Source organism: Pseudomonas sp. LBUM1663 (genome assembly GCF_059695905.1).
Genome location: NZ_CP166792.1, coordinates 775,760 through 797,832, shown reverse-complemented (window position 1 = coordinate 797,832; position 22,073 = coordinate 775,760). Strand labels below are relative to the sequence as shown.

Sequence of the window (22,073 nt, the reverse complement as noted above, 5' to 3'; positions counted from 1 at the left end):
AGAGGCGATTCAATGCGCTCAAACGGCTAGTCGGTCGCCTGATAGTCGAGCTGGTAACAGGCGCTGAAACCGTTGTCGTCGCGGTTGACAATCAGGCAGTCGTGCAGCACCGCGTCCCGTGCCTCACCGACCACAAATGGCAGGTGCGGGTCCACCGACTGCTGTAATCCGATGATCGGCGGCACACGCTGGGCATGCAGAGCATTGCGGGCCAGGATCAGGTCGACCAGGCTCGGCGCACCGCTGAGAATGCCGGTCACCGGCACGCTACTGGTGATGTGCGCGGCACCGGCGCGGGCCAGCGTGCGGGCCAGGTCGGCGTCTTTTTGCGGATCGCCGCTGGCGCTGCTGACCAGCAAATCGACCTGCTTGTCCGGCAGGTTCAACGACCCCAGCTGCGGATGGGCGAAGAGTGCCGACAGACATGTCTGCGGACCATCCGGCAGATCGTCCATCCGGCGCAGAATCAGCGCCGCCGCCCCTTCACCGGCAACCCCGCCCGTGCCTTGGCGATCGAATGCACGCAGGGTCTGGGAACCGTCGGTGCTGATCACGCCGGCCTCGGCCAGCGCGGCCAGCGCCAACGGGTCGAGTTCACTGCCGGCGCCGACCACAATCGCCGCATCGACACGACCGCTTTGCAACGCTGCGCACGCCTCGCGCAACGCCGCCAGGTTGCCAGCCACGCCTTGCATGTAAGCGTTGCACTCGCATTCCAGTTTCAGCGCCAGGCTGACAATTCCGAGCAAGCCGTTACTCAGGCTTTTGAGCACCAGGAACGGGTCGAGCGCGCGCTCCTGCAACACCCGCTGAGCGAGGCGCCGCATGTCGGCACCGGACTCATCGCGGCACTCGTGCAGCAACTCGCCATAGGCCGCCAACGAAGGATGGGTGTAACCGCCCTGACAGCAATAGAGGCCGTAGCGCAGACCGTCATTGCCCGGTTCAAGCCCGGCTTCGGCCAAGGCTTGACGCACCGCGCTGACACCCCAGATCACGGGCGGCGGGCAGTAACGCTGGAGGTTCTGGGCCACGTCCTGGCGACTGGTTTGATGGTCTTCATCACTGACATGCCCGAAGGCCGTCACGCGCTCACTGTGGAACACTTTCGATTGCAGCACGGCGATGCCGCTGCGGGCTTCACTGGCCGCCGACCAGAAGCGTTGCACGCCCCAGCCGCTGGGTAATACGCAACCGCTGCCGGCGATCGCAATGCGCACAGTAGCGCCCGTCATTGTGTGTGCTCCCGATATTTGCCAAGGGCCAGCGAGGTGTTCAGGCCACCAAAGCCGAAGGAGTTGCTCAAGGCAAAATCCACCCGGCGGCTGACCGCTTGCCCGGCGCAATAATCCAGGTCGCACTGCTCATCGAGCTCATGCAGGTTCACGGTCGGCGTGACCAGATCGTTCAGGCATGCCAGGGCCGTGACCATGCATTCCGGCGCACCGGCGGCGGCAATCAAGTGCCCGAATTGCGACTTGTTGGCACTGACGGCCAGGGACCGGTAGTGCTTGTGCTCGGCGAACACACTTTTGATCGCCAGGGTTTCGGCGACGTCGTTGAGCGGCGTCGAAGTGCCGTGGGCGTTGATCAGATCGATCTGTTGCGCACGCAGGCCGGCGTCGTCCAGCGCGGCTTGCATCGCCAGCGCCGCGCCCCGGCCTTCGGGTTGCGGGGCAGTGACCTTGTAGGCGTCCAGGCTGCTGCCGAAGCCAAGCACTTCGGCATACGGCGTCGCCCCTCGCGCCAGTGCATGTTCAAGGCTTTCCAGTACCACGAAACCACCGCCCTCGCCGGCGATCAGGCCACTGCGATCACGGTCGAACGGCCGGCACAGATCAACGCCCCAGCGCTGTTCGCTCGATGCCGCGCCGAGCAGGTACAGCGCGGCCATGGTGTCGAGGTTCAGCACCGAATCAGCGCCACCGGCAATCGCCACGTTCACTTCACCGCGACGAATCATCTGAAAGGCATTGCCGATGGCCTGGGAGGCTCCGGCGCATGCGCTGCTGATATTGATCACCGGGCCTTCGCAACCCAAGCCGTCGGCAATCACCCGCGCCAGTCGATCATTACTCTGACGTAGCGAGCCTTCAGCATTGACCTGTCCGGCACGGGGTATCAGGTGTTGCCAGCCCGGGGCGTGTCCATCCGGCGACTGGGTCAACAGCATGTCGGCCAGCATGTGTTGGGGCGCACCCGAGGCGCAAAGCACGGCGGCGTCACGCAGCTGCTCAGGCGCAAGTCCGCTGTCGTTCACCGCCTGGGTGGCGGCCACCCAGCCAAAGCGACTGCGTTTTTCCAATGCAACGGTCCAGGCCGGATGGTCCTGCAGGGCCTCGGGCAACAGACTCATGTCCACGGCAGCGGCGTAGCGCACCGGGAACGTGCCGTCCTCCACTCCGTCAGGTTGCCATGGGCGCACACAATGTTCGGCGCCGAGCATTTTTTCCCAGAGGGTCTGCCATTCGAAACCGAAGCCGGTCACGGCCCCCATGCCGGTAATCACAATCCGTGTCGCACTCATGGGTGCTCCTCCATGGTTTCGCTGGCCAGGAGCAAGGCGCCCCAATGACCGGCGCGGCTATGGCTGACAAGCAGCGTGTAGCCCGGTCTCGCCGAGGCGGTGTGGGTGTGGTGCAAGGCCAGCGCGATCTCGGTCAGCAAGCCACTGGCGCCAAGGTCGCCGGTCACGGTCCGAGCGCTGCGAACGTCCCGTGGGTGGTCGGCGATCAGGCTCATCAATTGCGCATCCTCGGGATTGGCGACGATCTGCCCGACGTCACCGAGGCGCAGTTTTTCCAGGTTCAGCGCCTGGTCGATCACCCGCCGGCCAACCGCAGCGCCACGTTGGGGATCAGCGCTGTAACCCCGGGCGAACCCGGCGATGCGCAAGGCGATCGGAGTGTCGGGCTCAGGCACCAAGCCGAGCAGCAGCGCCGCGGCACCCTCGCCATACATCACCTCGCCGGCCTGATGGGGTTCACGCAGATACAGGGCCGGCGTCAGGTTCGGGCTGCTACTGACGACCAGCGCGGCGTCGGCGCGTTGCTCGACAATCTGCTGGCACGCTTCGATCAGGGCATCGAGCCCGGCGTTGTCCTGGGAACAGAACCCGCCCATCGGCCCGTGGCATTGCAACGCTTCGGCCGCGTAGGCCATCACGCTGCTGTTGAGCAGCGTCAGGGCATGCAGCGGCGGCGTGTTGGCCAACAGTTGCGCCAGAGGCTTTTGCGGTTGCTCACCGATCGCTTGCACCGCGTCCCAGCAAGGGCTTGGCGCATCGACCTCAGGAATGGCCGCCGTGAGGGCGATCCGTGCCGGCGGCAGATTCAGGGCCGCCAGCGCGGGCGCCAGGCGCGCCACGCAATGCAACAGGCGCAGGCCTTGTGGTTCGACGCTGCGTTGGATCTTGCGGTCGAACAGATCACTGGCCAGACGCGGTATCGGCAGCGGGTAAGCCCGTCGCGTCGCGTCGAATGCCAACGGTTGCGGCGAAGGTGGCGTTCCGAGCAGGTCGGCACATTCGCTGCCGGCGGCGTTCAATACGGCCGCCGAATGGATGTAAACGGCAATGCTCATGTCATGCCCTCCCTAGAACCAGCGAGCTGTTGACTCCGCCGAAACCGAATGAGTTGGACATCACCACGTTGACCGACTGGCGCATTGGTTCGCTGAGAAATGTCAGCGAGGGGTATTCGGCGCGATCGTGATCGTAATTAAGGGTCGGCAACAGCACGCCGTCCCGCAGGCTGATCAGCGACAGCACCGCTTCAATCGCGCCGCTGCCCGCCAGGGAATGACCGATGGCCGATTTGTTGGCAGTAAACGTCACGTGTTCCTGGCACTCGCCGAACACCCGCTGCAAGGCCAGGGCTTCGCAACTGTCATTGGCCTGGGTGGACGTGCCGTGGGTGTTGACGTGTTGCACGGCGCTGCTGAGCAGCCCGGCGTCTTCGATTGCGGCTTCCATGCATTCCTCGTATTTGCTGCCATCCCGGCTGCTGGAGGTCATTTTTTGTGCCTCGCACACATTCGCGTAACCCAGCACACGCCCCAACGGCGTGGCTTTGCGACGCTGGGCATGCTCGGCGGATTCGAGAATAACCATGGCCGCGCCCTCGCTGATCACGAAGCCGCAGCGGTCCGGCATGAACGGTCGGCTCTGCTCGCTCGCTGGCAGGTCGGCTTGGCACAGCGCGCCAAGGCTGTTGAACATGTAATACGGCAACTCGTTGGCCATCAGTTCGACTGCGCCGCAAATGGCCAGGTCGATTTCGCCGCGCTCGATCGCCCGATAGGCGCTGCCAATCGCCATGGTGCCGGCGGCGCAGGCATCGGAGTGGGTCGAAATGTGATCGCGGATACCGAGCCGCTCGGCCAGGTGCAGGGTCTGCTGATCGACCCGACGCCCGAAGACCGCGCTCGACGCCGTCGGGCTATCCAGCAGTCGATCCAGATCGACGCGCCCCGCCTCATCCATGCAGCGACTGGCCCGGTGCAGATCGTGACTGTCTACGCAGTACTTGTTGGCCCCCAGGAACAATCCGCTGCGGGCATGAGCAAAGTCTGCCGGGGTCAGGCCGGCGTGCTGCGTGGCTTGCTGGGCGACAAATTCAGCCAGCACGCTTTGACGCGGATGCAGCGCGGCATTGCCGCCGAAACCTGCGGCAATCTGCTGCCACTGACCGTCGTCGATAAACCCGGCCGCGCTGTTGTTGAAGCCCAATGCCTTGAACCGTGGATGTTCGCGAACACAGGACTGCTTCTGGCAGATCCGCTCGAACAACGTGGCGGCGTCCAGTGCCATGGGCGCCACCAGACCGAAACCGGTCACATAGACTTCTCGTGCCCGCATGAGAACTCCTACACCGTCTCTTTGACGTGAGTGGCCAAAAATTGCTCCACCAGTCGGCGTGAAACCTCGTCGCCGTCGGCCGGCACCAGCCGCGCACTGCAAGCGCCACAGACCACTTGCTGACGTTCGTTCAGCACGGCCTGATGAGCGCCGCAATCGGGGCAGCTTTTCGGCAGGTAGTTGAAGAGGTTGCGGCACTGTTGCGCCCAGTTGCGCACGGTGGTGGCGGCAAACACTTGCGCCGGTTGCATACCGGCCTTGAGTTGATCCGGGGAGTAGGCGCTCAGACTCTGTTCAAGCAAGGCCTTGCCGTTCTCGGTGATGCGACCGCTGACCAGGAACTCGCTGGCGTCGCCGCAAACAGCGACGGCGTGATCCAGCACACTGGTTTTGGGCAAGGTGCAGCCATACTGACGACCCAGTTGAAAGCTCAGGTCGACGATGTCCAGTGAATCGGCGCTGAGGTCCTCGACGATGCTGCTGTTCTCATCGATATCCTCGGCGCTCATCACCAACAGTTGCGCGAGGATCTCGCGGGTGCTGGCAATGACGTTTTCCAATTCCAATGGATTGTTCATCTCTATCTCCCTATATCGTGATTGCTTCATGAATTCCGTAAGTGAGAAGTAACTATTCCCACAGCAACTTCTCACACGGCGGAAATCTAAACTCTGCCCTTAAGGGGAGAGTCAACGAACTATTTAAAGTTTTTTTACAACTAGAGACCGCCGCACGGAGGGGCCTGCGCACGGCACTCAGTTGGTGCGAAGCAACCCGCACCAATCGACATATTTACTTAACAAAGACTGCGTAGTATGGGGCGCGCACTGTATCGCGGGATAAACAGGAAGAAGTCTGGAAGTCATAACTTCCGACTGACAGCACAGACGTACAAGTAATTAAAACCGGATAAGAAAAGAGTTATAACTTCATAACCATTGTTCTATATCAGCGCAGCCGTTAAACAATGCGTGTTGAGGGATTACGAACCAATCCGTGCAAACCGGCACAGCGCTTCTGGGTAACTGAGTGTCGAGCACAGACAACTGACCGAGTGCGGGGCGCTATAGGGTGCGACTTCAGTTCTTGAACCCGCTGCCCGGAGTCCACATGACCGCACCTATTACCGTTCTTCGCGACACCCACCCGCTGCCGGTGCTCGATGCCTGCAAATGGGAAAAACTCGAAGGCGACCCGCACACCGTCAACCTCAACGCCTACACCAGCGAAGACGGCAGCAAGATCATGGGTACCTGGATCTGCACGCCGGGCAAGTGGTATGTGGAATACGTGAAGTGGGAATACTGCGATTTCCGCGAGGGGTATTGCATCATCACCCCGGAAGGCAAAGAGCCGATCCATCTGCGGGCCGGTGATATTTTCGTCATCGAGCCGGGGATGAAAGGCACGTGGGAAGTGGTTGAAACCGTGCGTAAGTATTTCGTGTTTGCCTGATGCAAAAAACCGGGAGACCACCCGACATGGTCTCCCGGTAAATACGCATAACCTGTGGCGAGGGAGCTTGCTCCCGCTCGGTTGCGAAGCAGCCGCAAAATCAGCAAATGCGGTCTTTTCTGAAGCACAGCATTCGCTGAACCTGGGTCCGCTTCGCGAACCAGCGGGAGCAAGCTCCCTCGCCACAAAAGCTTCTACCATTCGCCTCAGAAAAACTGCTTACTGAGGTTTGCGATAGCTGTTGATGATCGCCGAGAAGTCTTTACCACCCTCCCCACGCTGGCTCATCGCCTGATACAACTGCTGGGCCACCGCGCCGAGCATCACCGGTTGGTGTGCCTGACGTGCCGCCTCAGTCGCCAGCCCCAGATCCTTGAGCATCAGTTCGGCACCGAAACCACCGGTATAACCGCGCGAGGCCGGTGCCGTTTCGACGATGCCCGGCCACGGGTTGTACATCTCCGAACTCCAGCAACGCCCGGTGGAACTGTTGATGATCCCGGCCAGCACGGTGGTGTCGATCCCGAGGGCATCGCCCAGCGCCATCGCTTCACTGACGCCGACCATGGAGATCGCCAGCAGCAGGTTGTTGCAGATCTTGGCGATTTGCCCGGTGCCGACTTCACCGCAATGAACGATGTTGCGGCCCATCTGCGCCAGCACCGGTTGCAGGGTGGCGAACAGTTCAGGGGTGGCGCCGACCATGAAAGTCAGCGTCCCGGCCGCTGCACCGCCCGTACCGCCAGAGACAGGCGCATCGGCCATGGCCACACCTTGCTTGGCCGCAGCAGCCGCCACATCTCGCGCCGTCTGCGGATCGATGGTGCTGCAATCCACGGCCGGCACGCCCTTGCCGATACCGGCGAGCACGCCTTCCTCACCCAGCCAGACGCTGCGCACATGCACAGCGGCGGGCAGCATGGTGATCACCAGTTCCGCACCTTTTGCCGCTTCTCGGGCCGAAGCGCTGATGCTGCCGCCCAGTTGTTCCAGCTCGGCCAGAACGGTTTTGTTCAGGTCCACCAGGCTCAGTGCGTGGCCAGCCTTGATCAGGTTGCGCGCCATCGGCGCGCCCATGTTGCCGAGACCGATAAAAGCGATTTTCATGTCCCGCCCCTTAACGCAAGTTGATGGTGGTGTTCACACCGTCGTTGACGCTGTCGTCATCGAACCAGCGACTGGTGACCGTCTTGGTCTGAGTGTAGAACTGCACCACTTGCTTGCCATACGGACCGAGGTCGCCCAGTTTGGAGCCGCGCGAACCGGTGAAGCTGAAGAACGGGACCGGCACCGGAATCGGAATGTTGATGCCAACCTGGCCGACGTCGATTTCAGTCTGGAATTTACGCGCCGCTGCACCGCTCTGAGTGAACAGGCCAGTGCCGTTGCCGAACGGGTTGGCGTTGACCAGCGCGATGGCCTCATCGAGGGTGTCGACTTCCAGGACCACCAGCACCGGGCCGAAGATTTCCTGGGTGTAGATTTGCATCTCGGGCGTCACGCCGGAGAACAGGGTCGGGCCGACAAAGTTGCCCTTTTCGAAGCCTGGAACGGTCACGTCGCGACCATCGAGCTCCAGCTTGGCGCCTTCCTTGATGCCGCTTTCAATCAGATCGAGAATCCGCTGTTTGGCTTTTTTCGAGATCACCGGGCCAACGTCAGTGCCCGGCTCGCTGCCGGCATTCACCGTGAGTTTTTGCGCCAGCGCTTTCAGGTCCGGCAACCATTGTTTGGCCGCGCCCACCAACACCACCACCGAAGTGGCCATGCAACGTTGGCCTGCGGCACCGAAACCAGCACCGACCAGCGCGTTCAGCGCTTGTACGCGATTGGCATCCGGCAGCACCACGGCGTGGTTCTTCGCGCCCATCATCGATTGCACGCGCTTGCCGTGTTTGCCGGCCAGGTCGTAGACGTGAGTACCGACCGCAGTCGAACCAACGAAGGAAACAGCCTTGATGTCCTTGTGGGTGCAGAGCGCGTCCACCACGTCCTTGCCGCCATGAACCACGTTGAGCACGCCCGCCGGAACGCCGGCCTCGATCGCCAGTTCCACCAGTAGCATGGTCGACATCGGGTCCTGTTCGGACGGCTTGAGCACAAAGGTGTTGCCGCAGGCGATCGCCATCGGGAACATCCACAGCGGAATCATCGCCGGGAAGTTGAACGGGGTGATGCCGGCGCAGACGCCGATTGGCTGACGCAGGGTGTAAGTATCGACGCCACCGGCGACGTTCTCGGCAAACTCACCCATTTGCAGGCTGCCGATGGAGCAAGCGTGCTCGACCACTTCCAGGCCGCGAAAGATGTCGCCCTCAGCGTCGGCGATGGTTTTGCCCTGTTCGGCACTCAGGACCACGGCGATGCGTTTGGAGTGTTCGCGAATCAACGCCTGGAGCTTGAGCATGATGCGCATCCGCGCGCCGATCGGCGTCAGCTTCCAGGTCTGGAAGGCGCGATGGGCAGCGCTGATTGCGGCGTCCACTTCCTGCGCGGTGGCGAACGGAACCTTGGCCAGCACTTGCTGGGTCGCCGGGTTGACGATGTCGTGCCACTCGGTGGTCTGGGACTCGACCCACTCGCCGTTGATCAACAACTTGACGGTCTGGACAGTGGTTTCGTTGGGCGTGAGCGATGCGTTCATGCTGGTCTCCAATACTTATTGTTATGCAGGGAGCCAAGGCGGATACGTCGCCTTGAGATGAGGCGTGTGTCGCGAATTGGTTGTCGGACTGTTTTTGGAGTATAGATGTGCAAACTTCTAATAAGAACGCACATAAAAGCCGGTCCATCATGCAAAAAAACATCACGTCCTTAGGCTCGCTGAACTGGGATGACCTCAAGTTTTTCCTCGAAGTCGCCCGCACCCGCAAGGCCAGCACTGCGGCCAAGCGCCTGGCGGTGGACTACACCACCGTGTCGCGGCGCATCAGTTCGTTGGAAGCGGCATTGGGTACGCTGCTGTTCGAGAAGTCCCGGACCAGCGGTTTTGTCCTGACCGCCGAAGGTCAGCGATTGCTCGGTTACGCGGAATCGATTGAAAGTACGCTGCACATGGCCTGCGAACAGGTTTCGGGGTCCGGCGTGGCCTTGTCCGGGCATGTGCGCATGGGTTGCACCGAAGGCTTCGGCAGTTTTTTCATCACCCCGCAGCTGAGCCATTTCGTCGACGCCTACCCGGCGATCTCGGTGGACATCTTGCCGCTGCCGCACTTCATCAGCCTGTCCAAGCGCGAGGCGGACATCGTCATCGCCCTGGAGCGCCCGGAGCATGGTCCTTACGTGTGCTGCAAACTCTGCGACTACAAACTGCAGCTCTACGCGACTCAGGACTATCTGGACAAGCACCCACCGATCCGCCGCCCGGCAGACTTGGGCAAGCATTCATTCATCAGTTATGTCGACGATCTGGCGTTCAGCTCGGAGCTGTTGTACCTGGCGAATGTGTTGCCCGGCGCCAGCGCCAACTTGCGCAGCACCAGCGTGATCGCGCAATTCGTGGCGGCGCAGCAAGGACGGTCATTGGCGATTCTGCCGTGCTTCCTCGCGGCTCAGGACCCGCGCTTGCTGCCGGTGTTGCCGGAAGAGATCAACATCACCCGGCAGTTCTGGATGTACTGCCGCGAGGACCTGCGCAAGCTCAAGCGGATCACCCTGTTGTGGGATTACATCCGCGCCGTCACTGAGCAGAATCAGAGTCTGTTGATGGGCGAAAGCCGGGAGATGCTGTTCGCCGACTAATCGGCGCTCACCACGATCGATACCCGGCGGTTTTCGGTGCGGCCAGCGGCGTTGTCGTTCGACGTCACCGGCTGACTGCTGCCAAGACCGCGCAGTTGGATGTTTTCTTCTTTCATGCCCACCGTGGTCAGCACCTTGCCGACGCTTTTCGCACGACGCAGGGAGAGCTGTTCGTTGTAGGACTCTTTGCCGGAGGTATCGGTGTGGCCGTCGACCCGCACTCGCTCGATGCCGACACCCAGCAAGGCCTTGCCGATCTGTTGGACGATCCCGGTACTGGCGGCGTTCAGGCTGTCGTCGTCACTGCCAAACAACACTTTGCCGGATAGACCGAACGCCCAGCCCTCATCCGTCAGCTCGAAGCCTTGCTGTTTGAGTACAGTGATTTGCGCCGGGGTCAGGCCCTTTTGCGGTGCGGTCTGGCACCCGGTCAATGCAAGGACGGCCATGAACAAGGTGATTGCGAAAAATCGCAGGGAACGCTGGGTGATTGAGAACACGACCATTTAGCTCCTGGTGTGTACGTGGGCGATCGGGTGCTCCGACCCGGACGTGTGCTGTGCACCGCGGGAAAGGCGCTTGGCCTGGTACATCGCCGCATCGGCAGCATTGAGCAACGCGCCCGGTGTGGCACCATGATCCGGGTACACGGCAATACCGATACTGAGTGAAGTCAGGACCTGGGTATGACCCGGTAACGGGATTGGGACTTCCATGCTGGCGAGGATCTTGTCAGCAATCCGCTCGGCGTCTTCGGTTTTGTGCAGCGGCGTCAGCAGCACTGCAAACTCGTCGCCGCCCAGGCGCGCCACCAGATCCTCTTCGCGCAACTGCGCCCGAACCCTGCTGGCGACGGCAACCAGCACGGCGTCACCGGCGGCATGACCGAAGCTGTCATTGATTTCCTTGAAACGATCGCTGTCGAGAAACAGCACGGCCACGCGCTCATTGAGCTTGTGGGCATTGCGCAGCGCGCGAATCAATCGGCCTTCGAAAAACGCCCGGTTCGGCAATCCGGTGAGGCTGTCGTGGCTGGCCTGGTGCGCCAGGGTTTCGTTTTCGCTTTGCAGGTGCGTTTGCCAGGATTCGAGTTCATCGAGCAAGGCATTGAAGTCGTTGCCCAGGTTGTCGAGTTCGGCAATGTCGGCGGGCGGCACGCGACGGTCGAAGGCTCGATCAATGCGAGCCGCGTGAGCCACGGTGGCGAGGCTGCGCAATGGCCCCGTGATCCCGCGAAGTTGTCGGCGCGCCAGATAGAGTGCGACCCAGGCGCTGATGGCCGTGCACAGAATAATGCCCATCAGGCCACTGAGCAGAAAGCGCATCAAGCTGCCACCGTGACCGGTGAGCTGAATGCTGCCGATTTCCCGACCTTGATGAACGATTGGCATGTCGATGGGTTTTTCCAGAAAGGCTTTGGCGATCTGCAATTCCAGATCGGAGAACAAGCCGCTTTCCGGTCGTTGCCAGCGGGCCAGTAACCGGCCTTTTTCATCCAGCACCCTGGCGTCAGCGACTTCTTCAGTGGAGGCGATCAATGCCAGGGCCTCAGTGGCTGCGGCTTTGTCGTTGAACACCACCGCGGCTTCCACTGTGTAATTGATCGAGCGTGCGATCAGGTGCAGATTGTGGTCGGCATACACCCGCAACGCCAACACACCCAGCAGGGTCAGCGAGAGGCTGGCCATGGCCACGGCTACCAGGGCGACGATCAAATGCCCGCGGCCAATGACCGAGCGCAAGGTTGGGCGACTATCCAGTTTGAATAGACTCATGGCGCCGCCGGCTTGCGGCGGGACAGTTGCAGCACGCTGGGGTGAATGCGCACGCCGCTGCGGGCGACGGAGTCGAGGTTGACCTCGAAAGACACCTGGTCATCCGTGACCTTCAGGCAAAAAAGACTGCCCACGGTGCATTGATCGTCACTTTCGCTGATGCTCAGCACCGGGCGTCCTGTCAGCGAAGCAAAAAGTTGGCGGCGCTCGTCGTCGGTCAACTTGCCGATGTACACCGCATCGCATTCACCGACAATCGACGGATTGTCGGCCAACAGCCGGCGCACGGTGACGGGCCGGCCGGTGGACTGGGTCGTGCCCTTGACCAGGTCGTCGGTGTATTCGGTGGGGCCGACCACGCACAGGCGCAGTTGTGCAGGCTCAACAGGCCAGCGCGCGTAACTGAGAATCCCGAGGACAACTTGAGTGACCGATCTGGCGCGTTGATCGGCCATGCTCACCGGGGTTTGCGATTGAGCGAACACAACACCGGTCAGCAAACAGAGAATCCCCGCGAGCAGCACTTGCTTGCGGCCAACCACGCGCCCTGTCGTCCAGACAGCCACCTTCATGCAGGGATTCTCTTCGATGTTACGAAATAATGCCGCAACGATAACATAGCGTTTACCCCCCAGCGAGGCGGTGCACTACGGCACTTCGGACAGTTTCCGGCGTGCCTGCCACCCTTTCAATGGCTCGGATCAATCCCATCCTCCAACTCCAGCATCAACCCGCTCAAGCGCTTGACCTTGCGCCGCACCGCCTCCTCGAACACCCCGGCACGAGGTTCGATCAGGGTGAACCAGTTCTTGGCCCGGGTGATCCCGGTGTAGATCAACTCCTTGGTCAGTACAGGGTTCAGGGCATCCGGCAGGATCAACGCCGTATGGGCAAACTCCGAGCCCTGGGATTTGTGTACGGTCATGGCGTAAACCGTTTCGACATCGTTGAGCCGACTCGGTAGAACGAATCGCACGCCACCCTGGCCATCATTGCGCGGGAACGCCACACGCAGCACGTGCTTCCCTGCCTCAGGCCCATCACGCTCCGGCAGTTTCAGGGCAATGCCGATGTCACCGTTCATCAACCCCAGGCCATAGTCATTACGTGTCATCAATACCGGTCGACCTTCGTACCACTGCTGGTCGCTGTCGATCAGTCGAGCCTTGAGCAGCGCGGCGGTCACACGTTGATTCAACCCCTCCACGCCCCACGGCCCTTTGCGTACCGCGCACAACAACTGGAAGGCGTCGAAAGCTTGTAATACCTGACGCGCCCAATCGGTCCAGCGTGAGTCTTCGAGCAAGCTGTCGAGCGGTGGCCGCTGGCTGCGCAGCAGACTCAGGTAGTGGCGATAACCTTGCGGTCCGTCGCCATGGCCTTCGAGCAGCAGGTGTTCCAGCGCCCGATCGTGCTCACCTTTGAGGGGCAGGGAAAACACGTCGGCGTGACTTCGAGCAGCCAGCAACGTGCGGGCTTCTTCCGGTTGTTGCTGGTTGACCCAACGCGCCAACTGACCAATGCCGCTGCCCTCACCGAACCGGCGAGAGTGACGCAGCATCACCACTTGCTGGGCCAGGGGATGAGTTGCGTCAGCGTCTTCCTGCAAACCGCTGGCTTCCAGGCGTTCACCACTGACCGTCTCCAGCCAGTGGCGCGTTTGCGGGCTGTACCAACCGGCCTCGGCGTCGCGGCACAAATCACCGAGCACGGCGCCGGCCTCCACCGATGCCAGTTGGTCCTTGTCACCGAGCAACACCAGCCGGGCATGGGCCGGCATCGCGTCGAGCAGGTTGGCCATCATCTCCAGGTCAATCATCGAGGCTTCGTCCACCACCAGCACATCCAGCGGCAAGCGATTACCGGCATGGTGACGGAAGTGCCGGGTGCCGGGGCGACTGCCAAGCAAGCGGTGCACGGTCGTCACGTCAGAGGGGATCTTGCTTCTTACGTTGTCATCGACCTCCAGCGTCCGGACTTGCTGGCTGATGGATTCCGTCAGCCGTGCCGCCGCTTTACCGGTGGGTGCGGCAAGGCGGATTCGCAACGGTTTGCCGGCCTCCACCGCTGGCGCCTGGAGCAATGCCAGCAACCGCACGACCGTGGTGGTTTTACCGGTCCCCGGGCCGCCGGTGACGATACTGAACGCACTGCGGGTAGCCAGGGCACAGGCGAGTTTCTGCCAGTCGATCACTTCGCCGGGGCTGGCTGGACCGAATAAGCCAGTGAGTCGCTGGGGCAAGTCATCCGGCGTTGTTTCGTGTTCAGCCAGGCGCAGGCGCAGGGCGTTGTCGATGCGTCTTTCGTAAACCCAGTAGCGGCGCAGGTACAGGCGCTTGCCCGACAACACCAAGGGCCGTGATTGCGCAGCCTCACGACCATCGACCGCCAGAGCCACCAGACGGCTGGAAGCCAGAACTTTGCACCAATGGGCGCCATCCAGCGCTTCAAGCAGTTGCGACGGCAACACCATCGCGCCGCTTTGCAGATCGCCTTCCGGGGGCAGCGACAGGGCGAAATCCGGCTCTTTGAGCGTCTCGAACAGATCCAGGCAGACATGGCCGTGACCCAGTTGATGACTGGTCAATGCGGCGGCGAGCAACACCAACGGATCGTCGTCGGGGGCAAGCTCGTGGAGGAAGGCCACAAAGGCCTTGTCCAGCGCCCGCAGCCAGCCGCGTTCGACCCAGCGCGAGAGTAAAAGCAACAAGTCATCGGCGCGACTCAGGGGTGCCAGATCCACCAGGCTTTCGGCTGCCAATGGCGTGGGCAGCAAATCGGCGAAGGTGCGGCTCATAGTAATACTCCCTGTTCCCAGGCAGGTTCGGCCTTGGGTTCTGGCTTGCCCTGGAAGAGTCGATCCAGACGCTCGATCAGCTCCCTGGGCGGACGGGTGAAATACACGCCTTGTGTAGATGCCCGCGTACCGCGCAAGAACAGGTACAGCGCGCCACCGACATGCCGGTCGTAATCGTAGTCGGCAAGCCGCGCCTTGAGCTGGCGATGCAGGGCCAACAGGTACAACACGTATTGCAGGTCGTAACGATTGTCGAGAATCGACTGCTCCATGGCCTGAACGGTGTACGCCGCGTCATCGGGCCCTAGCCAGTTGGATTTGTAGTCGGCGACGTAATATCGCCCGTCGTGTTCGAACGTCAAGTCGATGAAGCCCTTGAACATGCCGTTGAGCAAGACCGGTTCAGCGGCCACTCGGGCGACGCCGTTATGGGTGTATTGGCGCACCAGTTCATCCAGTTTGAGCACGTCGACTTTATGGCTGGCGAACCAGAATTCCATCTCGACACGGTATTGGATGAGCTGCTCTAACACGACAGGAGGCTGCCCCCCACCGAGGTGCAATGAAGACTTGAGCAAGTGCTGCAGCCAATCGCTCAGGGTGCTGATCCAGCCTTCCCAGCCCCGGCGATTGCAGCGGCGGGCAATGGCATCTTCCACGACTTGTGGTGCAGCGGAAAAACCTTCATCGCCGGCCCACTCGAGCAAACCATGGAGAAAGGTGCCGGGATTGGGACCACGGGGGAATCGATGGATATCGGCACCACCGACGGCTACTTCTCGTGGCGCCTGCGGATCGAGACGTTCATCGTCAAAGAGCTTTTGCGCCTGCGGGTTCTCCGGGGCTTCGTCACTGCCCACGCTCAGACTGTCGCCGATGCGCAAGGCACTGTACGAAGCAATCCACCAGTTTTCACTGGCCTTGCGCTTGGGTATCAGCGGCGCAAGCAACGTCGCGTCATTGCGTGGCGGATGGTAATGCTCGGCCGTTGCTTGCGGCATATCACCGTACAGAAGTGCCGGGCAGTCCTGCTGGAGGTCTTCGAGCCAGCGTTTCAAACCTGCGGACTCGGCCAGAGAGGCACCGCCGCCGAGCAAGTAACCCAACGCAGAAAGGTGCAGCACCGAGCTGTTGTTATTGCCACGCTTGAGATCGGTCACACCCAGCCAGCAGGCATGTTGCGCCCGAGTCAGGGCGACATAGAGCAAACGCAGATCCTCGGCCAAACGCTCATCATCGGCCAGGGCGATCAACTCGGCAGTCGGCTTCAACGTCACTTGAGCCTTGCCGTTTGCATCGTGGTAATGCAGCGGCAATCGGCTGCCATCCACAGGTTTTGCCGAGCAAATGAACGGCAGAAACACCAAGGGATACTCAAGGCCCTTGGATTTGTGAATGGTCACAACCTTGACCAGTTGCTCATCGCTCTCCAGACGCAGGATCTGTTCTTCGCCGGCCTGACCGGACAACGCCAGATGCTCGGACAAATGACGAATCAGCGCTTGCTCGCCATCAAGTTCGGCAGCGGCCTGTTGCAATAGCTCGGACAGGTGCAGCAAGTTAGTCAGTACGCGTTCGCCGTCGCTGCGGGCGATCAACGTCCGAGGTAACTGGAAGTCATGCAGCAAACGCCGCAACATGGGCAGCACGCCTTGCTTGCGCCACAGCTCTCGATAACTGCGGAACTGCATGACCCGCGCTTCCCAGGCCAGTTCGTCCTGATTCAGCCGCTCCAGTTCCGCCAGGGAAAGGTTCAGCGTGATGCTGGCCAATGCGGCTCGCAGCGGCCGTTCGACGTCCGGCTCGGCACAGGCTTTGAGCCAGGTCAGCAGGTCGTGGGCTTCTTGAGCGGCGAGCACTGAATCCTTGTCCGACAGATAAACGCTGCGCACCCCGCGTGCAGACAGTTCGCCACGCACGGCCTGGGCCTCTTTGCCGTCGCGAACAAGAATCGCGATGTCCGCGGGCAGCAGGCCCCGCAAGTCCTTGTCCTTCTCTATGAAACCTGCCCGACCTTCCTGGCCACCATTGAGTAGAGCGGTGATTTCACTGGCGCACGCGGCGGCGAGTTTTTGTCGGTATTGCGCGCCGGACAGCGGCTGATCGGCGGACAGGTGCCAGATGTTCAGAGCCGGCACGAGCTGGCCATCGATGTGCAGAACTTCTTTACGCCCTTGGGACTCGACGGGCAGGAACGGTACCGGGTTCTCACCGTTCTTTTCACGAAACAGAAACGCACCGCGCCCCAGCTCACGAGACTCCGCGCGCTCGAACACATGGTTCACCGCATTGACCATGCCATGGCTGGAACGGAAATTCGTTCCCAGGGTATGCAGGCGGCCGGCGGTGGCCTGGCGGGCGCGCAGGTAGGTGTAGATGTCGGCTCCGCGAAAGGCGTAGATCGCTTGCTTGGGGTCGCCGATCAGAAACAGGCCGCATTCAGGGTTGTTGTCTTCGATGCGATAGATACTTTCGAAAATCCGGTACTGCACCGGGTCGGTGTCCTGGAACTCATCGATCAACGCCACCGGAAACTGCTCGCGAATCAGGGTCGCCAGGCGTTCACCACCCTCGGATTGCAACGCCGCGTCGAGACGCAGCAACATGTCATCGAAGCCCATTTCGGCGCGGCGACGTTTTTCTTCTTCGAACCGTGCACCGACCCACTGAGCGGCATGTTGCAGAACGGCCGCGTCGGGGGTTGGCAAGCTGTCTAGGCTGGCCTTGAGCCCGGGCATGGCGTCCAGCCCCGGATGACTGGGGGCGTCGCCTTTCCAGGCTTCAGCCATGCCGTCAGGCGTCAGGCGAGTGAAGCCCGTACCGATATCCAGTTGCTCAAGGGATTCATCTTCGGCCCAGGCTTTCAGTTTTTCGAACCAGGGTTCGAAATAACGTGCCTGCATCTTTCGACCGTCGACACTTTTGCTCGCAACACCTTGGTGACAGATGGCAAGCAGCTCGTCCGCCCATTGGCGCCAGGGCATCTTGAGTTCGAGCACGGCCAGGCGCCGTTCCTGCAAGCACTCGGCGATCAGCTCGGCAGGCTCCTTGCCTTCAACGCTGTCACGCTCACTGGCGAACAAACTGCGTACTCGCGGCAATAACGCCGCCGGACCACCCCAATTACCCCGCACCCAGTTCAGTGCATCACCTTGCATCGGATAGCAGAACAGCCGCCAGTAATCGCGCAGGACTTCACCCAGCAAGTCGCTGTGATCGGTTTCCAGGGTCTGGGTAAACAGGCTGCCACTGTCAAACGCGTGCTCGCGCAACATGCGCTGGCACCAACTGTGAATGGTCGATACGGCGGCTTCATCCATCCACTGCGCGGCAATGTCCAGACGGTTTGCACAGCCGGACCACTGTTCGGGGAGGTACCGGTCACGCAATTCCGAGATGAGGCTATCGGGTGCCTGGGTCTCGTCACGAAAGTATCGGGCCGCTTCAGCCAGACGGGTACGAATACGTTCGCGCAGCTCTTTGGTTGCCGCATCAGTGAACGTGACCACGAGGATCTGCGGCGGCAACAGTTCACGCCCAAACCCACTCGATTCGCCACCGTGACCGAGGACCAGACGCAGGTACAGCGCAGAAATGGTGAACGTCTTGCCGGTACCGGCGCTGGCTTCGATCAATTGGCTGCCGCTCAAGGGAAAAGCCAGGGCCAGCGGTTTTTTCGCAGTCATGAGCGCGCCTCCTCGCTGGTCAATGAACGCCAGGGGGCTTCAAGCATCGGTTTGTACAAAGCGTTGCACCAATCGGGGAAGGTCTCCTCGGCGGTCAGAGCGTCGTAATCGGCGAACTGTCGTGCCAGTGCCGGGCTTTCGCGGCGTTCGCCGTCGGTGGTTTGACCGTCGCCTTCATAGGCCTTGCGAGCAGCGGCGTCGGCTTTGGCCGGATCAGTTTGAGAGAGCCACGCGAAGGCGGTTTTCACGGCAATCGGCAGGGGTTGGCGCATGCCGGTTTGCCATGCTTGCAACAGGTTACTCAGGGCATGACGTGCAGCGCCCTGCTCCAAAGGGGCCAGCAGCAGACTGTCGTCACTGGCCACCAACGCGGTGGTCATCGACATGCCGCTGGCGCAAGCGACCAGGTGATTGACCCAGGGTCGCGTCAGACGATGCCACTTGCGGGTCTTGATCGAACCGATACTGTTGGGAATGGTGGTGACTGACAGCAGGACGCCATCCGCACGTTGGTGCAGGCCACTGAGCCAGCCTTCCAGGCGCAGGCCTTCCAGTTCGAGGTTGACTGGCAACGCACTGGTGAGCGGTGTCGGCCACAACGCAAGGAGTTGTTGATAACGCTGCAACAGATCCGGCAGTGGCTCGATCAACTCTCGCTGCAGGCATTCGCCGAAACCGGCCATGGGCAAGAGCCCACTGTTTTGTAAACGTTTGGCCTGGGCCTCAAGCGCATCGTCGGCGTGATCCAGTTGCCCGAGCGCCGCTTCGAGCAAACTGTCACTGAGGCTATAGCGTTGGAGAGCGTCGAGTACAAAGGGCTCTTCGTCGGCCAGGGGGGCTTCAGCCGCTTCAAAGAACACCTTGAGTCGCTGACTGAAAAAATGTCGCACGGGATTACGCAGGAAGTCCTGCAATTGACCGAGGCTCAGCGGCTCTTCCTGAACATAGGCATCAAGGGGCTTGATGTCCGTTGCCTGTTCACTGGTTTGATGAAGCACCTGCCACTCGCTTGCGAAGCTGAAGAGGTCATCACCTTCATGAAAATAGCGAGCGCTGAAGGGTTGCAGCGGGTGTTCCTGAGTCATGGCTTCCAGCAGTTTTTTACTGTCGGCCTGTAATCGCCAGCCACCGGCGAGATGATCGCGCAGTTGGCCAATCAGTACCGAAGCCGGGCGCTCGCTATTGTCCCGAATGCTGCGGCCGACCCAACTGATATAGAGTTGGTCACGTGCCGACAACAGGGCTTCCAACAAGAGATAGCGGTCATCCTCACGACGGGAACGATCACCCGGGCGGTAGTCGCTGCCCATGAGATCAAAGTCCAGCGGAGGTTGTGCGCGCGGGTAATCTCCATCATTCATCCCGAGCAGACAAACGAGTTTGAAGGGGATCGCCCGCATCGGCATCAAAGTGCAGAAGTTGACGGCTCCGGCCAGAAAACGCTGGGACAGCCGACCCTGGTCGAGGCCTGCCAGCCAGGCTTCACGGACCACGGTCAAAGGCAGCTCATCATGCAAGCCCACCGATTCGCAGGTCTCGAGCCAGGTTTCCCGCAGTTCTTCAAGTTGGCCCAACAAATAGTCGTCATGTTCATTGCTGGCCTGGAAGAACAACTGCACCAAAACCTGCATCCTGACGCCCCATTGCTTGGGCGGTGCCGGTTGAGTCAGCTCCTGGTGGGCAATCTCCAACGCGTCCAGCAGTGCGACCAAAGGACCGATGAGCGCAGCATCCAGACCGCCAATTTCGTCGTAAGGCTCAATGCCTTCGCAGGCAGCGGCAGTGCCGACGGCATAACCGAGCAGCATCCGGCGCAGGCCAAAACGCCAACTGTTTTGCTCCAGTTCTGCCGGCAAGCCCAGACCTGCACGCTGCTCGGCATTCATTCCCCAACGAATACCTGCGCCTTCGATCCAGCGATGCAGGGTGGGCAGGTCACGTTCCTCGACACCGAAGCGAGCGCGCAGTGCAGGAACATCCAGCAGATCGAGGATCTCACTGACGGGGAAACGGCTGTCGGGCAGTTTGAGTAGATGTTCGACAGCAATCAGTAGCGGATCACGACCGCGCTGGCCTTGGTCCGCGAGTGTGAAGGGGATGAAGCGCGGATCGAAGCGATCAAGTTGACCGAAGACTGCACGGATATGCGGTGCGTAGCTGTCAATGTCCGGGACCATCACGATCACGTCGCGAGGCTTCAAGCCTGGATCGGCACTGAAACGTGCGAGCAACTGATCGTGGAGGATCTCAACTTCACGCTGGGCGCTATGGGCGATGTGGAAACGAATGGATTCGTCCTGATTGAGATCGACAGGAGGCCAGAGTTCGCGGGTTTCGTTCAGGGGGCGCAGCTCAAGGATGTCGTCCTGCAACTGGTTAAGCATGGTCTTTGGCTGGCTATCACTGAACAAGTCGATTCGCCCATCACGAAATGCCGAGCGGTAGCTGTTGGGATCGTCGTAGCTGTCGAGCAGATTGATGTAGTCCCGCCCCTGCTTGCCCCATGCAGCCAATAGCGGGTGAGCATGTTGGTGAAGGGTTTGCGGATCAAGCACAACAGGCATCCCGCTCTTGCGAGCCTGGCGCTTGTATTGATGCCGCAAAAGGTCTTTATCGGCGACGATGTCTGCCCAATGGTGACGACATGGGTTGTGTACGCAAAGCAGGACCTGGCTGAATCTCGCCAGTCCGGCGAGAGCTTCGAGCGCTTGTGCCGGGAGAGAGGAGATCCCGAAAACGATCACCCGAGAAGGTAATCCACTGGGGGCCACGTCGAGGCTGTTGATACGTTCGATGAACCGTTGATGAACACCGGCACGGCTTTGCGCCATGCCTTGCTCACCCACATCCAGCAACAGAGCCCGCCACAACTCTGCCTGCCAGCAGTTGGCTGGGGTCAGGGGCTTGGCTTCGCCTCTGCCGTTTCGCAATTGATGACGACCTTCCGCCCAATCTTCGAGCCAGTCGGCCCGGTATACCTGGTATTGGTCGAACAGATCCGCCAGCCGCTCGGACAACTGGTAGCGTTTTCGCAGATCGGAGTCATTGGTAAGGAAGCGTTGCAGCGGTTCGAAATGCGGTTGATTGATCAGCTGCGGAAGCAGACGCATCAACCGCCAGGTCAGTGGGGCCTTATCAAGCAGGGATTTGACCGGAATTTCATCACGGCCCAGAACCATGCGATAGAGCTGCCACATGAAGCTGCCCGGAAGTTGAACATCAATGGCTGCCGCAATGCCGCAGCCGCCCATGTCGTCTTCTTCAGGGTCTTCAGCCAGAGCCAGCTTCAGCCACTGGGCGATGCCGTTGCTCTGTACCAAGGCGATTTCATTTTCCAAGGGAGCCAGCGGGTAGCGCCGCATCCAGCTGACCACCAGGCTGCGCAACTCATCCAGGCGATTACCGTGAACCACCATAAAACCAGCACTGAGGGACGTCGCGTCCGGCATAAAGGCTTCCTTGGGAAATTACAAAAGCTAGGGCCGAACCTTAGCATTGTCGGGAGACTGTGACAGCCGGGAGCCGTCCGATCTTGCTGTACGAACTTTCCTGCGGACAAAACAAAACCCCTACCTGCATACGCAGATAGGGGTTTCGGAATTTAATCTTGACGATGACCTACTCTCACATGGGGAAACCCCACACTACCATCGGCGATGCATCGTTTCACTGCTGAGTTCGGGATGGGATCAGGTGGTTCCAATGCTCTATGGTCGTCAAGAAATTCGGTAGCCAGGTCGTTTGCCTTACGGCGCACGCTC

General features: G+C 60.8%; 15 protein-coding genes and 1 rRNA gene. 2 read left to right on the top strand and 14 right to left on the bottom strand.

Annotated elements, in window-relative coordinates; all coding sequences use genetic code 11:
• Positions 1 to 26: 26 nt before the first annotated feature.
• Genes ACA075_RS03465 through ACA075_RS03445 form a run of 5 tightly spaced genes read right to left on the bottom strand, consistent with a single transcriptional unit; the run spans position 27 to position 5,436 of the window.
• On the bottom strand, positions 27 to 1,235 hold the full coding sequence (locus ACA075_RS03465; protein ID WP_497297293.1) for a beta-ketoacyl synthase N-terminal-like domain-containing protein: 1,209 nt from the start codon (positions 1,233 to 1,235) through the stop codon (positions 27 to 29).
• On the bottom strand, positions 1,232 to 2,527 hold the full coding sequence (locus ACA075_RS03460) for a beta-ketoacyl-[acyl-carrier-protein] synthase family protein (protein ID WP_497297292.1): 1,296 nt from the start codon (positions 2,525 to 2,527) through the stop codon (positions 1,232 to 1,234). The genes ACA075_RS03465 and ACA075_RS03460 overlap by 4 nt, the downstream gene beginning before the upstream one ends.
• On the bottom strand, positions 2,524 to 3,582 hold the full coding sequence (locus tag ACA075_RS03455; protein WP_497297291.1) for a beta-ketoacyl synthase: 1,059 nt from the start codon (positions 3,580 to 3,582) through the stop codon (positions 2,524 to 2,526). The genes ACA075_RS03460 and ACA075_RS03455 overlap by 4 nt, the downstream gene beginning before the upstream one ends.
• Before the next feature lies 1 nt (position 3,583).
• The gene (locus tag ACA075_RS03450) at positions 3,584 to 4,858 is read right to left on the bottom strand and encodes a beta-ketoacyl-[acyl-carrier-protein] synthase family protein (RefSeq protein ID WP_497297290.1); all 1,275 of its coding nucleotides are present in this window, start codon (positions 4,856 to 4,858) and stop codon (positions 3,584 to 3,586) included.
• Between the two features lie 8 nt (positions 4,859 to 4,866).
• The gene (locus ACA075_RS03445; RefSeq protein WP_497297289.1) at positions 4,867 to 5,436 is read right to left on the bottom strand and encodes an acyl carrier protein; all 570 of its coding nucleotides are present in this window, start codon (positions 5,434 to 5,436) and stop codon (positions 4,867 to 4,869) included.
• A gap of 532 nt (positions 5,437 to 5,968) precedes the next feature.
• Here ACA075_RS03445 and ACA075_RS03440 point away from each other — a divergent pair.
• Complete coding sequence (locus ACA075_RS03440) at positions 5,969 to 6,313, top strand: cupin domain-containing protein (protein ID WP_007946320.1); 345 nt, start codon at positions 5,969 to 5,971, stop codon at positions 6,311 to 6,313.
• Positions 6,314 to 6,532: 219 nt separating this feature from the next.
• On the opposite strand, the gene mmsB is transcribed toward ACA075_RS03440, so the two are convergent.
• Both mmsB and ACA075_RS03430 read right to left on the bottom strand, forming a co-directional pair.
• Positions 6,533 to 7,420, bottom strand: a complete 888-nt coding sequence (gene mmsB, locus ACA075_RS03435) for a 3-hydroxyisobutyrate dehydrogenase (protein ID WP_497297288.1) — start codon at positions 7,418 to 7,420, stop codon at positions 6,533 to 6,535.
• 10 nt (positions 7,421 to 7,430) lie between these two features.
• Positions 7,431 to 8,957 carry a CoA-acylating methylmalonate-semialdehyde dehydrogenase gene (locus ACA075_RS03430; protein WP_219097664.1) on the bottom strand — a complete coding sequence of 509 codons (1,527 nt, stop codon included), beginning with the start codon at positions 8,955 to 8,957 and terminating at the stop codon, positions 7,431 to 7,433.
• A 149-nt stretch (positions 8,958 to 9,106) separates the two neighbouring features.
• Between ACA075_RS03430 and ACA075_RS03425 the strand changes: the two genes are divergently transcribed.
• Entirely contained in the window at positions 9,107 to 10,054 is a 948-nt protein-coding gene (locus ACA075_RS03425; protein ID WP_348132636.1) for a LysR family transcriptional regulator, read from the top strand.
• Here ACA075_RS03425 and yfiB read toward each other — a convergent pair.
• From yfiB to rrf, 7 genes are all read right to left on the bottom strand, one after another.
• Complete coding sequence (gene yfiB, locus ACA075_RS03420) at positions 10,051 to 10,560, bottom strand: outer membrane lipoprotein YfiB (protein WP_497297287.1); 510 nt, start codon at positions 10,558 to 10,560, stop codon at positions 10,051 to 10,053. The two genes, ACA075_RS03425 and yfiB, sit on opposite strands and share 4 nt — an antisense overlap.
• Entirely contained in the window at positions 10,561 to 11,829 is a 1,269-nt protein-coding gene (gene dgcN / locus ACA075_RS03415) for a diguanylate cyclase DgcN/YfiN (protein ID WP_497297286.1), read from the bottom strand.
• The gene (gene yfiR, locus ACA075_RS03410) at positions 11,826 to 12,401 is read right to left on the bottom strand and encodes a regulatory sequestration protein YfiR (protein ID WP_497297285.1); all 576 of its coding nucleotides are present in this window, start codon (positions 12,399 to 12,401) and stop codon (positions 11,826 to 11,828) included. The genes dgcN and yfiR overlap by 4 nt, the downstream gene beginning before the upstream one ends.
• 116 nt (positions 12,402 to 12,517) lie before the next feature.
• Complete coding sequence (gene recD / locus ACA075_RS03405; protein WP_497297284.1) at positions 12,518 to 14,626, bottom strand: exodeoxyribonuclease V subunit alpha; 2,109 nt, start codon at positions 14,624 to 14,626, stop codon at positions 12,518 to 12,520.
• Positions 14,623 to 18,312, bottom strand: coding sequence for an exodeoxyribonuclease V subunit beta (recB, locus tag ACA075_RS03400; RefSeq protein ID WP_497297283.1), 3,690 nt, complete (start codon positions 18,310 to 18,312; stop codon positions 14,623 to 14,625). The genes recD and recB overlap by 4 nt, the downstream gene beginning before the upstream one ends.
• The gene (gene recC, locus ACA075_RS03395) at positions 18,309 to 21,761 is read right to left on the bottom strand and encodes an exodeoxyribonuclease V subunit gamma (protein ID WP_497297282.1); all 3,453 of its coding nucleotides are present in this window, start codon (positions 21,759 to 21,761) and stop codon (positions 18,309 to 18,311) included. The genes recB and recC overlap by 4 nt, the downstream gene beginning before the upstream one ends.
• A gap of 156 nt (positions 21,762 to 21,917) precedes the next feature.
• A 5S ribosomal RNA gene (rrf, locus tag ACA075_RS03390) occupies positions 21,918 to 22,033 on the bottom strand.
• Positions 22,034 to 22,073: the final 40 nt, after the last annotated feature.